Genomic DNA, 18,774 nt, shown 5'->3' with positions numbered 1-18,774 from the left:
AGAAAAAACACAAAAAGCCGGAAAAATTCGGCGAGGAAAAAATGGCAGAAGAAAACAAGAAGAAGCCGAATCCTATCGACATCCATGTCGGAAGTCGCATCAGGCTTCGTCGCAATATGTTGGGAATGAGCCAGGAAAAGCTGGGCGAGAACCTCGGTATAACGTTTCAGCAGATACAGAAATACGAAAAGGGTACCAATCGCGTTGGCGCCAGCCGTTTGCAGGCAATCGCCTCGATATTGGGTGTGCCCGTCGCTTTCTTTTTCGAGGACGCGCCGGGCCAGGAGGCCGTGGGCAACCGCGGATTTGCCGAGGATGCATCAATGGCTTCTGCCGTCGAATTCTGCGGCAGTCCTGAAGGTCTTCAACTCAACCGGGCCTTCGTCAAGATCACCGACGTGAAGATACGCCGCAAGGTTATCGAGCTTGTGAAGGCTCTTTCCTCCGACGCAGTCGATTGATTACGCAGATTGGTCTGGGTCGATTGATTGGGTAGCCGTTGAAGAAGTCGAAGATAGCGAAGCCGTCATTGCGGGCAGGCAATTTCTTGCGATCTCGCGCATCGTGGAATTTACATCCCGCAGGCGTGCAGGAGGGCGGATCGATTTTGCTCGACAGCCATGCTCAAAGTCTTTCTCCATCAACGTGTTGAAGCTAAAGCACGTGCTGGAGCCAAGCAGGCTGGCGGCCGCCTGCCGGCGGTCAAAGTGGTACAAGATAATGGTGCCCACCGCTTGACGAGCGCTGCTCGACACAGCTAACACGTGGCGCGCCAATCGGCAGCGTGCCGATGATTTTTCAAGAGGGGACACCCGTGACGCGGCAAAACTATCTATTCACCTCGGAATCCGTTGCCGAGGGTCATCCCGACAAGGTCTGCGACCGTATCTCCGACGAGATCGTCGATCTGGTCTATCGCGAGGCCAGAAAGACCGGCATGGACCCCTGGAAGGTCCGCGTCGCCTGCGAAACGCTGGCAACCACGAATCGCGTCGTCATCGCCGGCGAGGTGCGCGTCCCCGAGACCCTGCTCAAGAAGGACAAGGCCGGCAACATCCTGATGGATGCCGCCGGTCATCCGCTCGTCAATCCGGCCAAGTTCAAGTCGGCCGCCCGCAAGGCGATCCGCGAAATCGGCTATGAACAGGCCGGTTTCCACTGGAAGACGGCAAAGATCGAGGTTCTGCTGCATGGCCAGTCGCCGGATATCGGCCAGGGCGTCGACAATGCCTCCGACCGGCAAGGCGAGGAAGGGGCCGGCGACCAGGGCATCATGTTCGGCTATGCCTGCCGCGAGACCCCGGATCTGATGCCGGCGCCGATCTACTACAGCCACAAGATCCTCGAACTGCTGGCCGCCGCGCGCCATGAAGGCAACGGCGATGCCGGCCGGCTCGGGCCGGACGCCAAGAGCCAGGTCACCGTCCGCTATATCGACGGCAAGGCGGCGGAAGTGACGCAAATCGTGTTGTCCACCCAGCACCTCGACGCCAGCTGGGATTCGAAGAAGGTCCGCAACGTCGTCGAACCCTATATTCGCGAGGCGCTGGGCGACCTGAAGATCGCCGACAGCTGCAACTGGTACATCAACCCGACAGGCAAGTTCGTCATCGGCGGGCCCGACGGCGACGCCGGCCTGACCGGGCGCAAGATCATCGTCGACACTTACGGCGGTGCTGCGCCTCATGGCGGCGGGGCTTTTTCCGGCAAGGACACCACCAAGGTCGATCGTTCCGCGGCCTATGCGGCCCGCTACCTCGCCAAGAACGTGGTGGCGGCGAAGCTCGCCGATCGCTGCACCATCCAGCTTTCCTACGCTATAGGCGTGGCCCAGCCGCTGTCGGTCTATGTCGACCTGCACGGCACCGGCAGGGTCGGTGAGGCAAAGCTCGAGCAGGCGCTGCGCACCGTGATGGATCTGTCGCCGTCCGGCATCCGCCGCCATCTCGATCTCAACAAGCCGATTTATGCCAAGACGTCGTCTTATGGTCATTTCGGCCGCAAGGCCGGCCGCGACGGGTCCTTCTCCTGGGAAAAGACCGACCTCGCCAAGGCTCTCAAGGACGCACTCGCCGAAGCGCCTGCCGAAGCAGTCGCGGCCTAGCCGCGGCGTCCATAGATCCGGAAGACATGGATCCGAAAGACCGGCCAAGCCGTGCGACCGAAGCATTTTTCGGTCGCCGGCGCGGCAAGGCCATCCGTCCGCAGCAGGCAGCGGCACTGGAAAGCGGTTTCAGCACCTACCGGCTTGATCTGACGGCCGGACCGCCGGCCGACTTGCACAGCCTGTTCGAAGCCGATGTCCGCGCCATTCATCTCGAAATTGGTTTTGGTGGCGGCGAGCACCTGCTGCATCGGGCGACGGCGGCTCCTGAGACCGGTTTTGTCGGCGTCGAGCCTTTCGTCAACGGCATGGCCAAGATGATGATGGCGGTCAGGGAACGGCCGCTTGCCAATCTTCGGGTCTATGACGACGACGCCACGCGCCTGCTCGACTGGCTCCCGCAAGCCTCGCTCGGCGGCATCGACCTTCTCTATCCCGATCCCTGGCCGAAGAAGAAACACTGGAAGCGCCGCTTCGTCAGTCCGGTCAATCTCGACCGTTTCGCGCGCGTGCTGAAGTCAGGCGGAACATTCCGCTTTGCGTCCGATATCGATAGCTATGTGAACTGGACGCTGCTGCACTGCCGGGCACATGAAGAGTTTGCGTGGCAGGCTGAAGAGGCAGCCGACTGGCAGCGGCCTTATAAGGGTTGGCCGGGTACACGCTACGAGGCGAAGGCCGTTCGCGAAGGCCGGCGGCCAGCCTACCTCACCTTCGTCCGAAGATAGTCCTATTCAAAGCGCGCCTAGGCGCGCTTTGACGTCGATGAGGACCAGAGATGTCCTCGTCCATGCGTCGCCGGACTTAGACTTAGAAGCGGCCGATCTTGTTGAAGGCGGCCGGATCCATGCCGAGATTGCGCAGATCGCGTGCGCGCGGCTTGCGGCCGGCTTCGACGGCGTGCGAAGCGGCGACGGCGCTGCCGAAGACGGTGAAGAAATCGCCGATGGCCGAGAAAACCTTGCGGTTGGTCATGATTATGCCCTTTCGCCTGCTGCAATGCGTGGTTGATTTTGTGCAACGCAGCATAGATAGGCGCGTACTGCCTGATATCACAGGGACGTTGGCGCATGGCCGCCATGCGCTCTGTGCAACGCTGCCGCCCCCAACAGTTTCGCCCACCCTGCATGCGGACAATTCATCTGCTTACCGACACGGACTGCATGCGGACTTGAAACGACGGCTGCGATCGTCTATATCAGGCTCAAATTCTTGGTCGGTATGGCGAAGAGTGGGTCCACCCGGTCCCGCTCTTTTTTGTTACCTTCCGGCCGCCGATGAAGCGACAGGGATAGAATGACGGCAACGGTACCCGACAGCGACGACCGCATCATCCGCGAAAGCGGCATCGATGCGCGCATCGCGCTGATCGTGCAGCCGGTTCTGCGTGCCATTGGCTTCCGCCTTGTCAGGGTGCATCTGACGGGCCAGAACGGACTGACGCTGCAGATCATGGCCGAACGCGAGGACGGCACCATGACCGTCGAGGATTGCGAAGAGGTCAGCCGGGCGGTGTCGCCGGCGCTCGATGTCGATGATCCGATCGAAAAGGCGTATCATCTCGAAGTGTCGTCGCCGGGGATCGACCGGCCGCTGGTCCGAAAGTCGGATTTCTCGACCTGGACGGGTCATCTGGTGAAGATGGAAACCTCGGTCCTCGTCGCCGACCGCAAGCGCTTCAAGGGCAAGATCGCCGAGAGCGACGCGGACGGCGTGCTGATCGAGCGCGACAAGGCGGCCTATGGCGAACAGCCGACGGTGCGTGTGCCCTACGATTCGATTGCCGAAGCACGGCTGATCCTGACCGACGACCTTATCCGCGACGCACTGTCGAAGGACAACAGGGCGCGCAAGGAAGCCAAGAAGCGCCGCGGCGAGCCCGAAGACGCGCCAGAGAGCGTAGAAGCGGGCGTAGAAGATGAAACCGAATAGGAAATGTGATTGGGCTGCCGGGCGCAAAGGCTCGGCAACAAGCTCGGGAGAAAAACGATGGTTGTAAGCGCAAACAGGCTTGAACTGCTGCAGATCGCCGATGCGGTCGCGCGTGAGAAGTCGATCGACAAGTCGATCGTCATCGCCGCCATGGCCGATGCGATCCAGAAGGCGGCGCGCTCGCGCTATGGCCAGGAAACCAACATCCGTGCCGACATCAATCCGAATACCGGCGAGATGAAGCTGCAGCGGCTGATGGAAGTGGTGGAGAAGGTCGACGACTATGCGACGCAGATCGCCATATCCTCGGCGCGTGAGCGCAATCCCGACGCCCAGCTCGGCGACTTCATTGCCGAACAGCTGCCGCCGATGGATTTCGGCCGCATCGCCGCCCAGTCGGCCAAGCAGGTCATCGTGCAGAAGGTGCGCGAGGCCGAGCGTGACCGCCAGTACGACGAGTACAAGGACCGTATCGGCGAGATCGTCAACGGTACTGTCAAACGCGTCGAATACGGCAACGTCATCGTCGATCTCGGCCGCGGTGAGGCGATAATCCGTCGCGACGAGCTGATCCCGCGCGAAAATTACAAATATGGCGATCGCGTCCGCGCCTATGTCTATGACGTGCGCCGCGAGCAGCGCGGTCCGCAGATATTCCTGTCGCGCACCCATCCGCAGTTCATGGCGAAGCTGTTCACCATGGAAGTGCCGGAAATCTACGACGGCATTATCGAGATCAAGTCGGTCGCCCGCGATCCGGGTTCGCGCGCCAAGATCGCCGTCATCTCGCGTGACAGTTCCATCGATCCGGTCGGCGCCTGTGTCGGCATGCGCGGCAGCCGCGTTCAGGCGGTGGTCGGCGAATTGCAGGGCGAGAAGATCGACATCATTCCGTGGTCGCCTTCGGCCGCTTCCTTCATCGTCAACGCGCTGCAGCCGGCGGAAGTCGCCAAGGTCGTGCTCGACGAGGACGCCGAACGCATCGAGGTCGTGGTGCCGGACGACCAGCTGTCGCTGGCCATCGGCCGCCGCGGCCAGAACGTCCGGCTCGCCTCGCAGCTCACCGGCTGGGATATCGACATCCTGACCGAGCAGGAAGAGAGCGAGCGACGCCAGAAGGAGTTCGTCGAACGCTCGGCTCTGTTCATGGATGCGCTCAACGTCGACGAGATGGTCGGCCAGGTGCTCGCCTCCGAAGGCTTCACCAGCGTCGAGGAAGTCGCCTATGTCGATGCCGACGAGATCGCGTCGATCGATGGCTTCGACGAGGACACCGCCTCGGAAATCCAGGCTCGCGCCCGCGAATATCTGGAGAAGATCGAAGCCGAGCATGACGAGAAGCGTAAGGCGCTCGGCGTCAAGGACGAGTTGCGTGAGATTCCAGGCGTGACCACCGCCATGATGGTGACGCTCGGCGAGGATGGCGTGAAGACGATCGAGGATTTCGCCGGCTATGCAGCCGATGATCTGACCGGCTGGAAGGAACGCAAGGACGGCGAGACGAAGGTATTCCCGGGCGTGCTCGCCAATCACGGCGTGTCGCGGGCCGATGCTGAACAGATGGTTCTGGCTGCTCGCCTCAAGGCCGGCTGGATCACCGAAGACGAGCTTGCAGCCGAAGACGTGCCGGCTGACGAAGCCGTTGGTGCGTGAGGTGAAACCGCATCGCACACAAGCCGCCCTTGGACGAGATGAACGATCGCACTTGCATCGTCACGCGCAAACAGGCCGAACCGGATGAACTGATCCGTTTCGTCGTCGGCCCGGATTCGGCCGTCGTTCCGGATATCAAGAAAAACCTGCCCGGACGCGGTTGCTGGGTGACTGCCGACCGCCTACATATCGACAAGGCGGCAGCGAAAAACCTGTTCGCTCGCGCCTTCAAGGCGCAGGTGACCGTGCCGGCCGATCTCGGCGACATGGTCGACGGGCTGCTTTCCAGATACGCTCTGGGCATGCTCGGTCTTGCCCGCAAGGCAGGCGCGATCGCGCTCGGCGCCACCAAGGTCGAGAGCGCGGTGCGTGGCGGGCTAGCGCTTTTCGTGTTGCATGCGACCGAGGCGTCAGATGACGGCGTCCGCAAGATCAGCCAGGCGCGACGGGCAACCGTCCACCTCGGTGGCCCCGCCATCCTTGCCTACAAACTTTTCTCCGAGGCCGAGTTGAGCTTGGCATTGGGGGGTACAAATGTGATACATGCTGCCGTTCTCGCGGGAGACGCGGGCAGGGCGGTCCAGAAGCGCATGGTTGCGCTCGACCGGTATCGGGGCGGTTCCCCGGACGATCTGGCAATGCTTGCGGCCGTTGCTGACGAAGATGATGCCGCAGAGGATATGGAATGAGCGATACGAAATCGGGCGACGACAAGACGTTGAGTGTTACGCCGAAGAAGACTTTGACGCTGAAGCGCCCCGGTACGGAACAGGGCACCGTGCGCCAGAGCTTCTCGCATGGCCGCACCAAGGCGGTCGTGGTCGAGACCAAGAAGCGCAAGTTCTCGCTGCCCGGTGACAAGCCGGAGCCGGCTGCTGCCCCTATGTCCGTCTTCACCCCGAAGCCACCGGTCGCGGCAGCGCCGGTTGTGCAGGAAGCGCCCAAGGCGCCGCCGCCTCCGCCGCCGGTCGAACGCGGCGGCATGGTGCTGAACCAATTGTCGCGCGATGAAATGGAGGCGCGCCGCCGGGCCCTTGAGGGTTCGAAGGTGCGCGACGTCGAGGATCGCCAGCGCGCCATCGACGAGGCCAAGCGCCGCGCCGAGGATGAAGAGCGCCGCCGTCGCGAGCGCGAGGAATCCGCGCGCCGCCAGGCCGAGGAAGAAGCCCGGCTGCAGGCCGAGGCCGAGTCCCGCCGGCGTGCCGAGGAAGAGGCGCGCCGCCGCGCGCCGCTGACCGCCGAACTGGCGACAGTCGACGACGAGGACATCAAGCCGAAGCGGACCGGCGCCGGCGCCCCGGTGCGCCGTCCGGTCACGCCGGAAGTGGCGCGTCCGGCCAAGCCGACCAAGAGCGAGGAAGATCGCCGCCGCGGCAAGCTGACGCTGAATGCCGCACTTTCCGATGAGGATGCGCGTGCGCGTTCGCTGTCGTCGATGCGTCGGCGCCAGGAGAAATTCAAGCGCGCGCTGCATAACGAACCGCGCGAGAAAGTCATGCGCGAAGTGATACTTCCCGAAACCATCACCATCCAGGAACTGGCGCAGCGCATGTCCGAGCGCGCCGTCGATGTGGTCAAGTTCTTCATGAAACAGGGCCAGATCCTGAAGCCGGGCGACGTCATCGACGCCGACACGGCCGAACTGGTCGCTACCGAATTCGGCCACACGGTTCGCCGCGTCGCCGAGTCCGACATCGAGGAAGGCCTCTTCAACATCGCCGATCGTCCCGAGGATCTCGAGCCGCGTCCGCCGGTGGTGACCATCATGGGCCATGTCGATCACGGCAAGACGTCGCTGCTCGATGCCATCCGCAATGCCAATGTTGTGTCCGGCGAGGCCGGCGGCATCACCCAGCATATCGGCGCCTATCAGGTCGAGAAGAACGGTAACAAGATCACCTTCATCGACACGCCTGGCCACGCCGCCTTCACGGCGATGCGCGCCCGTGGCGCTCAGGCGACCGACATCGCCATCCTGGTAGTGGCGGCCGACGACAGCGTGATGCCGCAGACGATCGAATCGATCAGCCATGCCAAGGCGGCCGGCGTTCCGATCATTGTGGCGATCAACAAGATCGACAAGCATGACGCCGACCCGCAGAAGGTGCGCTCGGAACTGCTGCGCCACGAAGTCTTCGTCGAATCGATGGGCGGCGAGGTGCTGGACGTCGAAGTGTCGGCGACCAAGGGCACCAATCTCGACAAGCTACTCGAAGCGATCCTGCTGCAGGCCGAAATCCTCGACCTGAAGGCCAATCCGGACCGCACCGCCGAGGGCGTCGTCATCGAAGCACAACTCGACAAGGGCCGCGGCCCCGTCGCCACGGTGCTGGTCCAGACCGGCACGCTGATGCCTGGCGACATCCTTGTTGCCGGTAACGAATGGGGCCGGGTGCGCGCGCTGGTCAACGACCGCGGCGGGCAGATCAAGGAAGCGCCGCCGGCGATGCCCGTGGAAGTGCTCGGACTGCAGGGAACCCCGCAGGCCGGCGACCGCTTCGCCGTCGTCAACAACGAGGCCCGCGCCCGCGAGATCACCGAATATCGCCAGCGTCTGGCGCGTGAGAAGGCGGTGGCCAAGCATGCCGGCCAGCGTGGTTCGCTCGAACAGATGATGTCGCAACTGCAGACGAGCGGGCTGAAGGAATTCCCGCTGGTCATCAAGGGCGACGTGCAGGGCTCGATCGAGGCGATCAGCGCGGCGCTGGACAAGCTCGGCACCGACGAGGTGCGTGCGCGCATCGTTCATGCGGGCGCCGGCGGCATCACCGAAAGCGATGTCTCGCTGGCGGAAACCTCCGGCGCCGCAATCATCGGCTTCAACGTTCGCGCCAATGTGCAGGCGCGTGCGGCGGCCGCGGCTGCAGGCATCGAGATCCGCTACTACTCGATCATCTACAACCTTGTGGATGACGTGAAGGCGGCGCTGTCCGGCCTGCTGTCGCCGGAGCGTCGTGAGACCTTCATTGGCAATGCCGAGATCCTTGAGATCTTCGACATCACCAAGGTCGGCAAGATCGCCGGCTGCCGTGTCACCGAAGGCAAGGTCGAGCGCGGTGCGGGCGTTCGCCTGATCCGCGACAACGTCGTCATCCACGAAGGCACGCTGAAGACGCTGAAGCGCTTCAAGGACGAAGTTGCGGAGGTTCCGGGTGGCCAGGAATGCGGCATGGCCTTCCAGAACTACGAAGACATGCGCGTCGGCGACGTCATCGAGTGCTTCCGCGTCGAGATGGTGACCAGGACGCTCTGAGTTCGAGCAACTTGAGTTCGAGCATTTACAGACCGGGCGGTGGTCGAAAGGCTGCCGCCTGAACCATGATCCCGAAAAGTGGTATCCGGTTTTCGGAGAAGATCATGGTCAACAAAAAATAGAGCCTGATCCATTCCGATTTCTATCGGGATGGATCAGGCTTTAAAGCATATGAGACATGCGGCGCGGTCCCATCCCGTGCCTCACGATTTCAGGATAGAGAAAAATGCCCCGTTCAACCACGTCAGGTCCATCCCAGCGCATGCTTCGCGTCGGCGAGCAGGTGCGTCATGCGCTGTCGGAAACCTTGCAACGCGGCGAGATCCTCGATCCATTGATCGAGAATTCGGTGGTTTCGGTCTCGGAGGTGCGCATGTCGCCCGATCTGAAGATCGCCACCGCCTTCGTCTCGCCGCTTGGCGCCAGTGATGCCGATGCGGTGGTCGAGGCGCTCAACAAGCATGCGAAATTCGTGCGCGGCCGCGTTTCCGGCGCGCTCCGGCAGATGAAGTACATGCCGGAATTCCGCTTCCGGCTCGACACCAGCTACGACAATTTCCAGAAGATCAACGAATTGTTGCACTCGCCCGAAGTGGCGCGCGATCTCGGCCCAGACGCCCAGATCGGCGACCAGAACAAAGACAACGACAAGGACGAAAAATAGTGGCGCGTCGCGGCAAGAAGAAGGGTCGGCCGATCTCCGGCTGGCTGGTGCTGGACAAACCCGTCGGCATGGGTTCGACCGAAGCCGTCTCCAAGATCAAATGGCTGTTCCAGGCGGAAAAGGCCGGCCATGCCGGCACGCTCGACCCGCTCGCTTCCGGCATGCTGCCGATCGCGCTCGGCGAAGCGACCAAGACCGTCCCCTATGTCCAGGATGGCGCCAAGATCTACCGCTTCACGGTTGCCTGGGGTGAGGAGCGTTCGACCGATGACCTCGAAGGGCCGGTGACGAAAAGCTCCGAGCAGCGTCCGGCTGAAGCCGATGTGCTTTTGCTGATGCCGAAATACACCGGCGTCATCATGCAGACACCGCCGCAATTTTCGGCCATCAAGATCGCAGGCGAGCGCGCCTATGATCTTGCCCGCGACGGCGCGACGGTCGACATTCCGGCGCGGGAAGTCGAGATCGGCCGCCTCGACCTGATCGAGCACAGTGCTGAGAGCACCATTTTCGAGGTCGAATGCGGCAAGGGCACCTATGTCCGCTCGCTGGCCCGCGACATGGGCCGCGATCTCGGCTGTTTCGGTCACATCGCCGAACTGCGCCGGATCGAGGTCGAGCCGTTCACGCAGGAAGACTTCGTCACCATCGCCGAGCTGGAAGCCGCCCGCTTGGGCGAACAGCCCGATGAGGGTTCGAATTCAGCGGACACGGTGCCGGTCGACTTCGACGCCATCGACGCGTTTCTGGTCGACACGTCAGCCGCGCTCGACTGCCTGCCGCAGATCGCGATCAGCGACGACGCGGCAACAAAAATCCGCCTCGGCAACCCGGTCATCATCCGTGGCCGCGACGCGCCGGTGGAAGCCGAGGAAGCCTGCGCCACGGCGCGCGGCAAGCTGGTCGCCATCGGCGCCATCGAGCAAGGCATGTTCAAGCCGAAGCGGGTCTTTGCCGGCTGAGCCCCCTCGTCTAATCTCGATCAGAGGTACATTCGAGGGGCACATGGCAAAGGCCGAGACGATCAGGAAGCGGGCGCCGGTGACAGCACGGCGGCCACCGATCGGCGCATCACCAGGCACACTGATCGCCGACCCTGCGGCGCGGCGCAGCGAACTGCGACTGACACTGATGTCGCCCGACAAATTCGAGACAATCGAAGATGCCAGCATCAACGACCTGAATGCTCATTGCAACGCATGGCCGGTCATCTGGCTCGATTGCACCGGTCTCGCCAACATCCCGCTGATCGAGGAGATCGGCCGGATTTTCAGCCTGCATCCGCTGGCGCTGGAAGACGTCGTCAACACCGGCCAGCGGCCGAAGGTGGACTTCTTCGAGGACCATGCCTTCGTCGTCGTCAGGATGATCGACGACGTCACCGCGCATCGTTACGAGCAGATCGCGGTCTTCTTCGGCAGGAACTTCGTCGTCACCTTCCAGGAGCGCGAAGGCGATCCGTTCGATCCCGTGCGCAAGCGCATCGAAAGCTCGATGCCCAACCGGCTGCGCTCACGCGGCGCCGACTATCTCGCCTATGCGCTGATCGACGCCATCGTCGACAGTTATTTCCCGCCGATCGAGACCGCCGGCGACTTGGTCGACAGCATCGAGGACCAGATGCTGCGCGCGGCGGACAAGCACCAGATGCGGCGGCTTCACGAGTTGCGGCGCGACGCCAACGTGCTGAAGGGGGTGCTTTGGCCGATGCGCGACGCGCTGGCGACGCTGATCCGCAACGACGTGCCCTACGTCAAGCCAGAGACCAAGATCTTCCTGAACGACACGCTCGATCACTCGCTTCGGCTCATCGAACTGGTCGAAACCCAGCGCGACATGCTGACCGGTCTGATCGAGATGCATCTGTCGCTGAGTCAGGCACGCACCAGCGACGTCATCAGCTATCTGACGATCGTCTCGGTGATCTTCATCCCGCTCACCTTTCTCGCTGGCGTGTGGGGCATGAACTTCGACCCCGAAGCCTCGCCATGGAACATGCCGGAGCTGAAGGCCCAATACGGCTATCCGGCAGCGCTGGTGTTCATGGCCGTTGTCGCGCTCGTGCTTGTCGCCTTCTTCAGATGGAAGAAGTGGCTTTAGCCGAGGCGAAATCTTCGTTTGTGCAGCAAAAAGCCGGCTTGTGAATTGGGCTGGTGTTTTTGCCTGAATTGCCCTATATGCGCCGCAGCATCGTGCAATGCCACGTTGCTTGTACCGGCCCCTGCTGGACGACATCCCGGCCGAGGGCGTCCCGTTTCCTCAAACAGATAAGGAAAAACACGATGTCGATTACTGCCGAGCGCAAGAAGGAATTGATGGGTGAATTCGCAACCGCTAAGGGCGATACCGGGTCTCCGGAAGTCCAGGTGGCCATCCTTTCCGAGCGCATCAAGAACCTGACCGACCATTTCAAGGACCACAAGAAGGATAACCATTCCCGCCGTGGTCTGCTCGCTCTCGTCTCCCAGCGCCGCAGCCTGCTTGATTATCTCAAGCGCAAGGACGACGCGCGCTATCAGACGCTGATCGAGAAGCTCGGTCTGCGCCGTTGACGAATTGACCGGCGGGTTCTTTCGAGAGCCCGCCGGTCGCGCATTGGAGCAGTCCGTTGCTCCAATGAAGGAAGTAGAGCGCCGCGCTTCGATTTGGACGCGCACATGGGACGCTCTGAACTTTGAATTTGCGCAAGGCATTTCCGAGAGCCGCGGTTTTCGGGTCATGCGCAAGGCCAGTCGGATCGATTGGCCAGACCCGGTTTCGATATAGCACAGGGCCATTCGAAACCGCCCATGGACGGTCATGGGGCAGGATTGCAGGACGCTCGCGCGGCACCCGCGCCGGATTTACCCGAGCTTCCCGTTGTCTTGCCCGTGGCTGCCCGAGAAACGAAGCCAAGGGAAAGGGGCACTCGCGCACGGTGAAATGGCGCGGCCCTTTCCGCATATGAAGGACAAGACATGTTCAATCACCACAAAGTGGAAATCGAATGGGGCGGCCGTCCGCTCATCCTCGAAACCGGCAAGATTGCGCGCCAGGCTGACGGCGCGGTGCTCGCCACCTACGGCGAAACCAAGGTTCTCGCCACCGTCGTTTCGATGAAGGAACCAAAACCGGGCCTCGATTTCTTCCCGCTGACCGTCAACTACCAGGAAAAGACCTATGCCGCCGGCAAGATCCCGGGCGGCTATTTCAAGCGCGAAGGCCGTCCGAGCGAAAAGGAAACGCTGGTTTCCCGTCTCATCGACCGTCCGATCCGCCCACTCTTCGCTGACGGTTACAAGAACGACACGCAGATCGTTGTCACCGTCGTCCAGCATGATCTCGAAAACGACCCGGACATCCTGTCGATCGTCGCCACCTCGGCGGCTTTGACGCTGTCCGGCGTCCCTTTCATGGGTCCGATCGGCGGCGCCCGCGTCGGCTACATCAACGGCGAATATGTGCTCAATCCGCATGTCGACGAGATGCAGGAATCCAAGCTTGACCTGATCGTCGCCGGCACCTCCGACGCCGTGCTGATGGTCGAGTCCGAAGCCAAGGAACTCGGCGAGGATCTGATGCTCGGCGCCGTCATGTTCGGCCATCGCGGCTTCCAGCCGGTGATCGACGCCATCATCAAGCTGGCAGAAGTCGCCGCCAAGGATCCGCGTGACTTCACCGCGCCGGATTATTCGGCGCTTGAAGCCGAGATGCTGAAGATCGTCGAAGGCGAGCTTCGCGATGCCTACAAGATCACCGACAAGCAGAAGCGCTATGCCGCCGTCGACGCCGTCAAGGCGAAGGTCAAGGCTGCGTTCGCACCCGCCGAAGGCGAAGAAGCCAAGTATACGTCCGAGCAGATCGGCACCGTGTTCAAGGAGCTCCAGGCCAAGGTCGTGCGCTGGAACATCCTCGACACCGGTTCGCGCATCGACGGCCGCGATCTGAAGACGGTTCGCAAGATCGTCTCCGAAGTCGGCGTCCTGCCGCGCACCCACGGCTCGGCGCTGTTCACCCGCGGCGAGACCCAGGCGCTGGTCGTCGCCACGCTCGGCACCGGCGAGGACGAGCAGTATGTCGATTCGCTGACCGGCATGTACAAGGAGAAGTTCCTCCTTCACTACAACTTCCCTCCCTATTCGGTCGGTGAAACCGGTCGCATGGGTTCGCCCGGCCGCCGCGAAATCGGCCACGGCAAGCTCGCCTGGCGCGCGATCCGCCCGATGCTGCCGACATCGGACCAGTTCCCCTACACGCTGCGCGTCGTCTCGGAGATCACCGAGTCCAACGGCTCGTCGTCGATGGCTACCGTCTGCGGCACCTCGCTGGCGCTGATGGATGCCGGTGTGCCGCTGGCCAAGCCGGTCGCCGGCATCGCCATGGGTCTGATCAAGGAAGGCGAGCGCTTCGCGGTGCTCTCCGACATCCTCGGCGACGAGGACCATCTCGGCGACATGGACTTCAAGGTTGCCGGCACCGCCAACGGCATCACCTCGCTGCAGATGGACATCAAGATCGAGGGCATCACCGAGGAGATCATGAAGATCGCACTGGATCAGGCCAAGGACGGCCGCCAGCATATCCTCGGCGAAATGGGCCATGCGCTGTCCGGCGCGCGCTCCGAACTCGGCGAATTCGCGCCGCGCATCGAGGTCATGCACATCCCGACCGACAAGATCCGCGACGTGATCGGCTCGGGCGGCAAGGTCATCCGCGAGATCGTCGAAAAGACCGGCGCCAAGATCAACATCGAGGACGACGGCACGGTCAAGATCGCTTCGTCCAACGTCAAGGAGATCGAGGCGGCGAAGAAGTGGATCCACACCATCGTCGCCGAGCCGGAAGTCGGCGAAATCTACGAGGGCACGGTCGTCAAGACCGCCGACTTCGGCGCTTTCGTCAACTTCTTCGGTCCGCGTGACGGCCTCGTCCACATCTCGCAGCTCGCCAATGATCGCGTCGCCAAGACTTCGGACGTCGTCAAGGAAGGCGACAAGGTCTGGGTCAAGCTGATGGGCTTCGACGAACGCGGCAAGGTACGCCTGTCGATGAAGGTCGTCGACCAGGCCACCGGCAAGGAAATCGCCCGCGACAAGAAGGCCGACGGCGAAGAAGACGCCGCCTGAGCGATCTGACCGAACAATCGAAACGGGCGCGCCGACAGGTCGCGCCCGCTTTCATTTTCTGGTCAAGCCAGCTGCACTTCGAGATCGAAAAATGTCCGCTGAGCCGCTGAAGACACTGTTCCATCCGTTCGAGGCGGAGGCTGTTTCCTTGCCGCGTAAGGGCGAGCGTGTCCTCTTTCTGGGCGCTGAGCCGGGCTTCCGCCTGCCCGAAGGTTTTGATGCAGCACTGCATCTGGTGCAAGGCTTCCGGCCGCACTATCGCGCGCTGCAGGCGGCCGGTTCCTCCGTCACGCCGCGCCTGGAGGGCGAAGGCTTCGATGCGGCATTGGTGCTTGCCGGCCGCCATCGCGGGCAGAACGAATTGCGCATCGCCGAGGCTATCGAGTGTGTGAGGCCGGGCGGATCGATTGTCGTTGCCGGCGCCAAGGACGATGGCATTGCCAGCCTGCGCAAGCGCATCGACGAGCTTGTGCCGCTCGACGGCCATTTGCCGAAACATCACGGCATCGCCTTCTGGTTTCATCAACCTGCCGATGCTGCGCTCGCAACGGCACTTCGCGCCGCCAATCCAGCCCTTCTGGTCGAGGATCGGTTCCGCACCGCGCCAGGCATGTTCTCTTTCGACAAGATCGATGCAGGTTCGAGATTGCTGGTCGACAATCTGCCCGGCGATCTGCGTGGCAGCGTTGCCGATTTCTGCGCCGGCTGGGGCTATGTGGCGGCCGAAATCGCCGCCCGCTCACCTGGCATATCGGCGCTCGATCTCTACGAGGCCGAGTTCGATGCGCTGGAGGCGGCGAAAGGCAATATCGGCAACACAGCGACGGAACCCAATTTCTTCTGGATCGATCTTTTGAGCGAGCCGGTCGAGCGGCGCTATGACGCCATCGCCATGAACCCGCCCTTCCATCGCAGCCGGGCGGCCGAGCCCGAGATCGGCACCGGCATGATCCGCGCCGCGGCAAAGGCGCTGAAGCCGGGCGGGCGGCTGTTCATGGTGGCGAACCGCCAGCTTCCCTACGAGCCGGTGCTGGCGGCCGCCTTCTCCAGCCATGCCGAGATCGCCCGCGACGGCATGTTCAAGGTTTTCGCGGCGCGCCGCTGAAGGCTGGTTCACGGGACCAATGCATGTCGCGCAAAAGTGCGCAGCGGTTTTGCGATAACGACATGCATAAACAAGAACTTAAAGCGCGTCGCATGAATCCATTCAAACGCGACGCGCTTTAAGGCATCTTCTGCGGCCGAAATTACTCTCGTCCGCTGTCGGTCCGCTTCAGCTCGTCGAGCGCCGGCATCGACACGATGTGGTAGCCGGAATCGACATAGTGGATTTCGCCGGTGACGCCCGACGACAGGTCGGACAGCAGATAGAGCGCGGAACCACCGACTTCGTCGATGGTCACTGTGCGGCGCAGCGGCGAATTGCGCTGCTGGTAGGAAAACATGTGGCGTGCGTCGGAAATCCCGGCGCCGGCCAGTGTCCGCACCGGTCCGGCGGATATGCCGTTCACCCTGATGCCGCGCGGGCCGTAGTCGTTGGCGAGATAGCGGACGCTGGCTTCAAGCCCGGCCTTGGCGACGCCCATGACGTTGTAGTTCGGCATGACGCGGACCGAACCGGCATAGGTCAGTGTGATCATCGAGCCGCCGTCCTTCATCAGCGCGGCCGCATGACGGGCGACCTCGGTGAAGGAATAGCAGGAGATGACCATGGTGCGGACGAAATTGTCGCGGCTGGTGTCGGCGTAAAGGCCTTTCAGCTCGTTCTTGTCGGAAAAGCCGATGGCGTGGACGACGAAGTCCAGGCCGCCCCAGGCCTCGCCCAAGGTCTCGAAGGTAGCGGCAACCGATGCGCTGTCCTCGACGTCGCAAGGCACGACCAGCGAGGAGCCGAGCTTGTCGGCGAGCGGCTTGACCCGGCGCCCGAAGGCTTCGCCCTGATAGGTGAAGGCGAGTTCCGCCCCATGTTCGGACAGTTTCCGGGCGATGCCCCAGGCGATCGAATGGTCGTTGGCGACACCCATGACAAGCCCGCGCTTGCCCTTCATCAATCCGTCCATGGCGGCAGTCCTTATGCGGAATAGCGCTGGAAAATCAGCGTTGCGTTGGTGCCGCCGAAACCGAACGAGTTGGACAAGACGGTGTCGATCCTGGCATCGTCGATGCGCTCTCGCACGATCGGCATACCCTCGAATTCCGGATCGAGCTGCTCGATATGGGCGCTCTCGCCGATGAAGCCGCCTTGCATCATCAGGATCGAGTAGATCGATTCCTGCACGCCGGCCGCACCCAGCGAGTGGCCGGTCAGTGATTTCGTCGAGGTGATGAACGGCATGTTTTCGCCGAACACCTCGCGGATCGCGCCCATTTCCCTGGAATCGCCGACCGGCGTCGAGGTGCCGTGCGTGTTGATGTAGTCGACCGGCGAAGAGACGGTCGCCAGCGCCTGCCGCATGCAGCGCACCGCGCCTTCGCCCGAGGGCGCCACCATGTCGAAGCCGTCGGAGGTCGCGCCATAGCCGACGACCTCGGCGTAGATCTTGGCGCCGCGCGCCTTGGCGTGCTCGAGTTCTTCCAGCACCAGCACGCCGGCGCCGCCGGCAATGACGAAGCCGTCGCGATCGACGTCATAGGCGCGCGAGGCAGCCGATGCCCGGTCGTTGAACTTGGAGGACATGGCGCCCATCGCGTCGAACAGGTCCGACATCGTCCAGTCGAGATCCTCATGGCCGCCGGCGAAGACCATGTCCTGCTTGCCCCACTGGATCAGTTCGTAGCCATTGCCGATGCAATGCGCCGAGGTCGAGCAGGCCGAAGAGATCGAATAATTGACGCCGTGGATCTTGAACCAGGTGGCGAGCGTCGCCGAAGCGGTCGACGACATCGCCTTCGGCACCGCGAACGGGCCGATGCGCTTGGGGCTGCCGTTCTTGAGCGTGGTTTCAGCGGCCTCGACGATGGTTCTGGTCGATGGTCCGCCCGATCCCATGACGATGCCGGTGCGCTCATTGGTGATGTCGTTCTCGCCAAGTCCAGCGTCCACGATCGCCTGGTCCATGGCGACATGGTTCCAGGCCGCACCTTGCGACAGGAAGCGCATGGCGCGGCGATCGATCAGCGCGGCTGGGTCGAGCGTCGGCGCTCCCCAGACCTGGCAGCGGAAGCCGTGTTCGGCGAAGGAATCGGAGAAGCTGATGCCGGATCTGGCATCATGCAGCGAGGCCTGCACCTCGTTGGCATTGTTGCCGATCGACGACACGATGCCGAGGCCTGTCACTACGACCCGTCTCATTCGCAACTCCTTCCAGCGCATGAACCCGAAACCTGCCGGACCGAAACCTGCCGGACAAGGGTGCGCAAATTAAGTTCTACAGCTTCCCTTGCGCCTCCCGCGGACTCGCCGCGCTGCGCAGGCGCCGGTCAGGCGGCGGCCGATTGCTTGGACAGACCCACCTTGAGATCCGTTGCTGCGTATATGGGTTCGCCATCCGCCTTCAGCCAGCCATCGGCGATACCCAGCACCAGCCGGCCGCGCATCACGCGCTTGAAATCCACGCCATATTCTACCTTCTTGACCGACGGCGTCACCATGCCTTTGAATTTCACTTCGCCGGTCGACAGCGCCATGCCCTTGCCCGGCTCGCCGAGCCAGCCGAGGTAGAATCCCGTCAATTGCCACATGGCGTCGAGGCCCAGGCACCCCGGCATGATCGGGTTGCCGATGAAGTGGCAGGCGAAAAACCACAGGTCCGGCTTGATGTCGAATTCGGCGCGGATGAAGCCCTTGTCGAAGGCGCCGCCGGTCTCGCTGATTTCGGTGATGCGGTCGAACATCAGCATCGGCGGATAGGGGAGCTGGGCGTTTCCAGGTCCGAACAGCTCGCCGCGGGCGCAGGCAAGCAGTTCCTCGTAATCGTAGCTGGATTTCGAAACCGCCATCAGTCTCCGTCCCCAATAATCGTCCGGGCGGTAGCGCGCCCTTGTCGTTGGTTTCCTAACACAATCTATTTCAGGCCGGAAACCGGCGTTTGCGCTTAACCCGCCCGCCTGCCGGGGTCAATGC

17 protein-coding genes are annotated in these 18,774 nt (G+C 62.5%); 13 read left to right on the top strand and 4 right to left on the bottom strand.

Features of this window, described 5'->3' with window-relative positions:
• The first annotated feature begins 41 nt into the window (after positions 1–41).
• The 3 genes from AC0L3D_RS04750 (at position 42) to trmB (ending at position 2,832) form a co-directional block, all read left to right on the top strand.
• Positions 42–461: a helix-turn-helix domain-containing protein gene (locus AC0L3D_RS04750; RefSeq protein ID WP_023802110.1), complete on the top strand. Its 420-nt coding sequence runs from the start codon at positions 42–44 to the stop codon at positions 459–461.
• A 329-nt stretch (positions 462–790) separates the two neighbouring features.
• Positions 791–2,104, top strand: a complete 1,314-nt coding sequence (gene metK, locus AC0L3D_RS04745) for a methionine adenosyltransferase (RefSeq protein ID WP_473643267.1) — start codon at positions 791–793, stop codon at positions 2,102–2,104.
• Between the two features lie 26 nt (positions 2,105–2,130).
• The gene (gene trmB, locus AC0L3D_RS04740) at positions 2,131–2,832 is read left to right on the top strand and encodes a tRNA (guanosine(46)-N7)-methyltransferase TrmB (protein ID WP_473643265.1); all 702 of its coding nucleotides are present in this window, start codon (positions 2,131–2,133) and stop codon (positions 2,830–2,832) included.
• An 82-nt stretch (positions 2,833–2,914) separates the two neighbouring features.
• On the opposite strand, the gene AC0L3D_RS04735 is transcribed toward trmB, so the two are convergent.
• Positions 2,915–3,079, bottom strand: a complete 165-nt coding sequence (locus tag AC0L3D_RS04735; RefSeq protein WP_095517012.1) for a hypothetical protein — start codon at positions 3,077–3,079, stop codon at positions 2,915–2,917.
• A gap of 321 nt (positions 3,080–3,400) precedes the next feature.
• On the opposite strand from AC0L3D_RS04735, the gene rimP reads away from it, so the two are divergent.
• The 10 genes from rimP to AC0L3D_RS04685 all read left to right on the top strand — a co-directional run bounded on the left by rimP (position 3,401) and on the right by AC0L3D_RS04685 (position 15,816).
• A complete protein-coding gene (gene rimP / locus AC0L3D_RS04730; protein WP_473643264.1) occupies positions 3,401–4,036 on the top strand; it encodes a ribosome maturation factor RimP in 636 nt (211 codons plus the stop codon).
• Between the two features lie 57 nt (positions 4,037–4,093).
• Entirely contained in the window at positions 4,094–5,689 is a 1,596-nt protein-coding gene (gene nusA / locus AC0L3D_RS04725) for a transcription termination factor NusA (RefSeq protein ID WP_023802116.1), read from the top strand.
• Positions 5,690–5,727: 38 nt separating this feature from the next.
• A complete protein-coding gene (locus AC0L3D_RS04720; RefSeq protein WP_473643262.1) occupies positions 5,728–6,378 on the top strand; it encodes an RNA-binding protein in 651 nt (216 codons plus the stop codon).
• Complete coding sequence (infB, locus tag AC0L3D_RS04715; RefSeq protein ID WP_473643260.1) at positions 6,375–8,942, top strand: translation initiation factor IF-2; 2,568 nt, start codon at positions 6,375–6,377, stop codon at positions 8,940–8,942. Before AC0L3D_RS04720 ends, infB begins: the two co-directional genes overlap by 4 nt.
• 226 nt (positions 8,943–9,168) lie before the next feature.
• Positions 9,169–9,606: a 30S ribosome-binding factor RbfA gene (gene rbfA, locus AC0L3D_RS04710; RefSeq protein WP_128169859.1), complete on the top strand. Its 438-nt coding sequence runs from the start codon at positions 9,169–9,171 to the stop codon at positions 9,604–9,606.
• Positions 9,606–10,568 (top strand): tRNA pseudouridine(55) synthase TruB, encoded by a 963-nt coding sequence (gene truB / locus AC0L3D_RS04705; RefSeq protein ID WP_473643258.1) that lies wholly within the window; start codon positions 9,606–9,608, stop codon positions 10,566–10,568. The genes rbfA and truB overlap by 1 nt, the downstream gene beginning before the upstream one ends.
• A 43-nt stretch (positions 10,569–10,611) precedes the next feature.
• Positions 10,612–11,706 (top strand): magnesium/cobalt transporter CorA, encoded by a 1,095-nt coding sequence (gene corA, locus AC0L3D_RS04700; protein WP_128169861.1) that lies wholly within the window; start codon positions 10,612–10,614, stop codon positions 11,704–11,706.
• A 77-nt stretch (positions 11,707–11,783) separates the two neighbouring features.
• Positions 11,784–12,158 (top strand): 30S ribosomal protein S15, encoded by a 375-nt coding sequence (gene rpsO, locus AC0L3D_RS04695; RefSeq protein ID WP_274609416.1) that lies wholly within the window; start codon positions 11,784–11,786, stop codon positions 12,156–12,158.
• Between the two features lie 405 nt (positions 12,159–12,563).
• Complete coding sequence (pnp, locus tag AC0L3D_RS04690) at positions 12,564–14,711, top strand: polyribonucleotide nucleotidyltransferase (RefSeq protein WP_473643256.1); 2,148 nt, start codon at positions 12,564–12,566, stop codon at positions 14,709–14,711.
• Positions 14,712–14,802: 91 nt separating this feature from the next.
• The gene (locus AC0L3D_RS04685) at positions 14,803–15,816 is read left to right on the top strand and encodes a class I SAM-dependent methyltransferase (protein WP_473629841.1); all 1,014 of its coding nucleotides are present in this window, start codon (positions 14,803–14,805) and stop codon (positions 15,814–15,816) included.
• A 142-nt stretch (positions 15,817–15,958) separates the two neighbouring features.
• Here AC0L3D_RS04685 and fabI read toward each other — a convergent pair whose 3' ends face one another.
• The 3 genes from fabI to fabA all read right to left on the bottom strand — a co-directional run bounded on the left by fabI (position 15,959) and on the right by fabA (position 18,650).
• A complete protein-coding gene (gene fabI / locus AC0L3D_RS04680; RefSeq protein WP_023802125.1) occupies positions 15,959–16,771 on the bottom strand; it encodes an enoyl-ACP reductase FabI in 813 nt (270 codons plus the stop codon).
• A gap of 11 nt (positions 16,772–16,782) precedes the next feature.
• Positions 16,783–18,003, bottom strand: a complete 1,221-nt coding sequence (gene fabB, locus AC0L3D_RS04675) for a beta-ketoacyl-ACP synthase I (protein ID WP_091599979.1) — start codon at positions 18,001–18,003, stop codon at positions 16,783–16,785.
• Between the two features lie 128 nt (positions 18,004–18,131).
• Positions 18,132–18,650, bottom strand: coding sequence for a 3-hydroxyacyl-[acyl-carrier-protein] dehydratase FabA (gene fabA / locus AC0L3D_RS04670; RefSeq protein WP_023802127.1), 519 nt, complete (start codon positions 18,648–18,650; stop codon positions 18,132–18,134).
• Between the last annotated feature and the right edge of the window lie 124 nt (positions 18,651–18,774).

The sequence above is a fragment of the Mesorhizobium sp. WSM4837 genome (assembly GCF_055811435.1).
This window is presented reverse-complemented; position numbering and strand designations above follow the sequence as displayed.

What these genes read in the sequence shown, in the direction of transcription:
- AC0L3D_RS04720 (WP_473643262.1), top strand. Translation starts at nt 5,728, where the DNA reads ATGAACGATCGCACTTGCATCGTCACGCGCAAACAGGCCGAACCGGAT.
- infB (WP_473643260.1), top strand. Translation starts at nt 6,375, where the DNA reads ATGAGCGATACGAAATCGGGCGACGACAAGACGTTGAGTGTTACGCCG.
- rpsO (WP_274609416.1), top strand. Translation starts at nt 11,784, where the DNA reads ATGCGCCGCAGCATCGTGCAATGCCACGTTGCTTGTACCGGCCCCTGC.
- fabI (WP_023802125.1), bottom strand. Translation starts at nt 16,771, where the DNA reads ATGGACGGATTGATGAAGGGCAAGCGCGGGCTTGTCATGGGTGTCGCC.
- AC0L3D_RS04750 (WP_023802110.1), top strand. Translation starts at nt 42, where the DNA reads ATGGCAGAAGAAAACAAGAAGAAGCCGAATCCTATCGACATCCATGTC.
- nusA (WP_023802116.1), top strand. Translation starts at nt 4,094, where the DNA reads ATGGTTGTAAGCGCAAACAGGCTTGAACTGCTGCAGATCGCCGATGCG.
- trmB (WP_473643265.1), top strand. Translation starts at nt 2,131, where the DNA reads ATGGATCCGAAAGACCGGCCAAGCCGTGCGACCGAAGCATTTTTCGGT.
- corA (WP_128169861.1), top strand. Translation starts at nt 10,612, where the DNA reads ATGGCAAAGGCCGAGACGATCAGGAAGCGGGCGCCGGTGACAGCACGG.
- fabB (WP_091599979.1), bottom strand. Translation starts at nt 18,003, where the DNA reads ATGAGACGGGTCGTAGTGACAGGCCTCGGCATCGTGTCGTCGATCGGC.
- rbfA (WP_128169859.1), top strand. Translation starts at nt 9,169, where the DNA reads ATGCCCCGTTCAACCACGTCAGGTCCATCCCAGCGCATGCTTCGCGTC.
- metK (WP_473643267.1), top strand. Translation starts at nt 791, where the DNA reads ATGATTTTTCAAGAGGGGACACCCGTGACGCGGCAAAACTATCTATTC.
- fabA (WP_023802127.1), bottom strand. Translation starts at nt 18,650, where the DNA reads ATGGCGGTTTCGAAATCCAGCTACGATTACGAGGAACTGCTTGCCTGC.
- pnp (WP_473643256.1), top strand. Translation starts at nt 12,564, where the DNA reads ATGTTCAATCACCACAAAGTGGAAATCGAATGGGGCGGCCGTCCGCTC.
- AC0L3D_RS04685 (WP_473629841.1), top strand. Translation starts at nt 14,803, where the DNA reads ATGTCCGCTGAGCCGCTGAAGACACTGTTCCATCCGTTCGAGGCGGAG.
- rimP (WP_473643264.1), top strand. Translation starts at nt 3,401, where the DNA reads ATGACGGCAACGGTACCCGACAGCGACGACCGCATCATCCGCGAAAGC.
- AC0L3D_RS04735 (WP_095517012.1), bottom strand. Translation starts at nt 3,079, where the DNA reads ATGACCAACCGCAAGGTTTTCTCGGCCATCGGCGATTTCTTCACCGTC.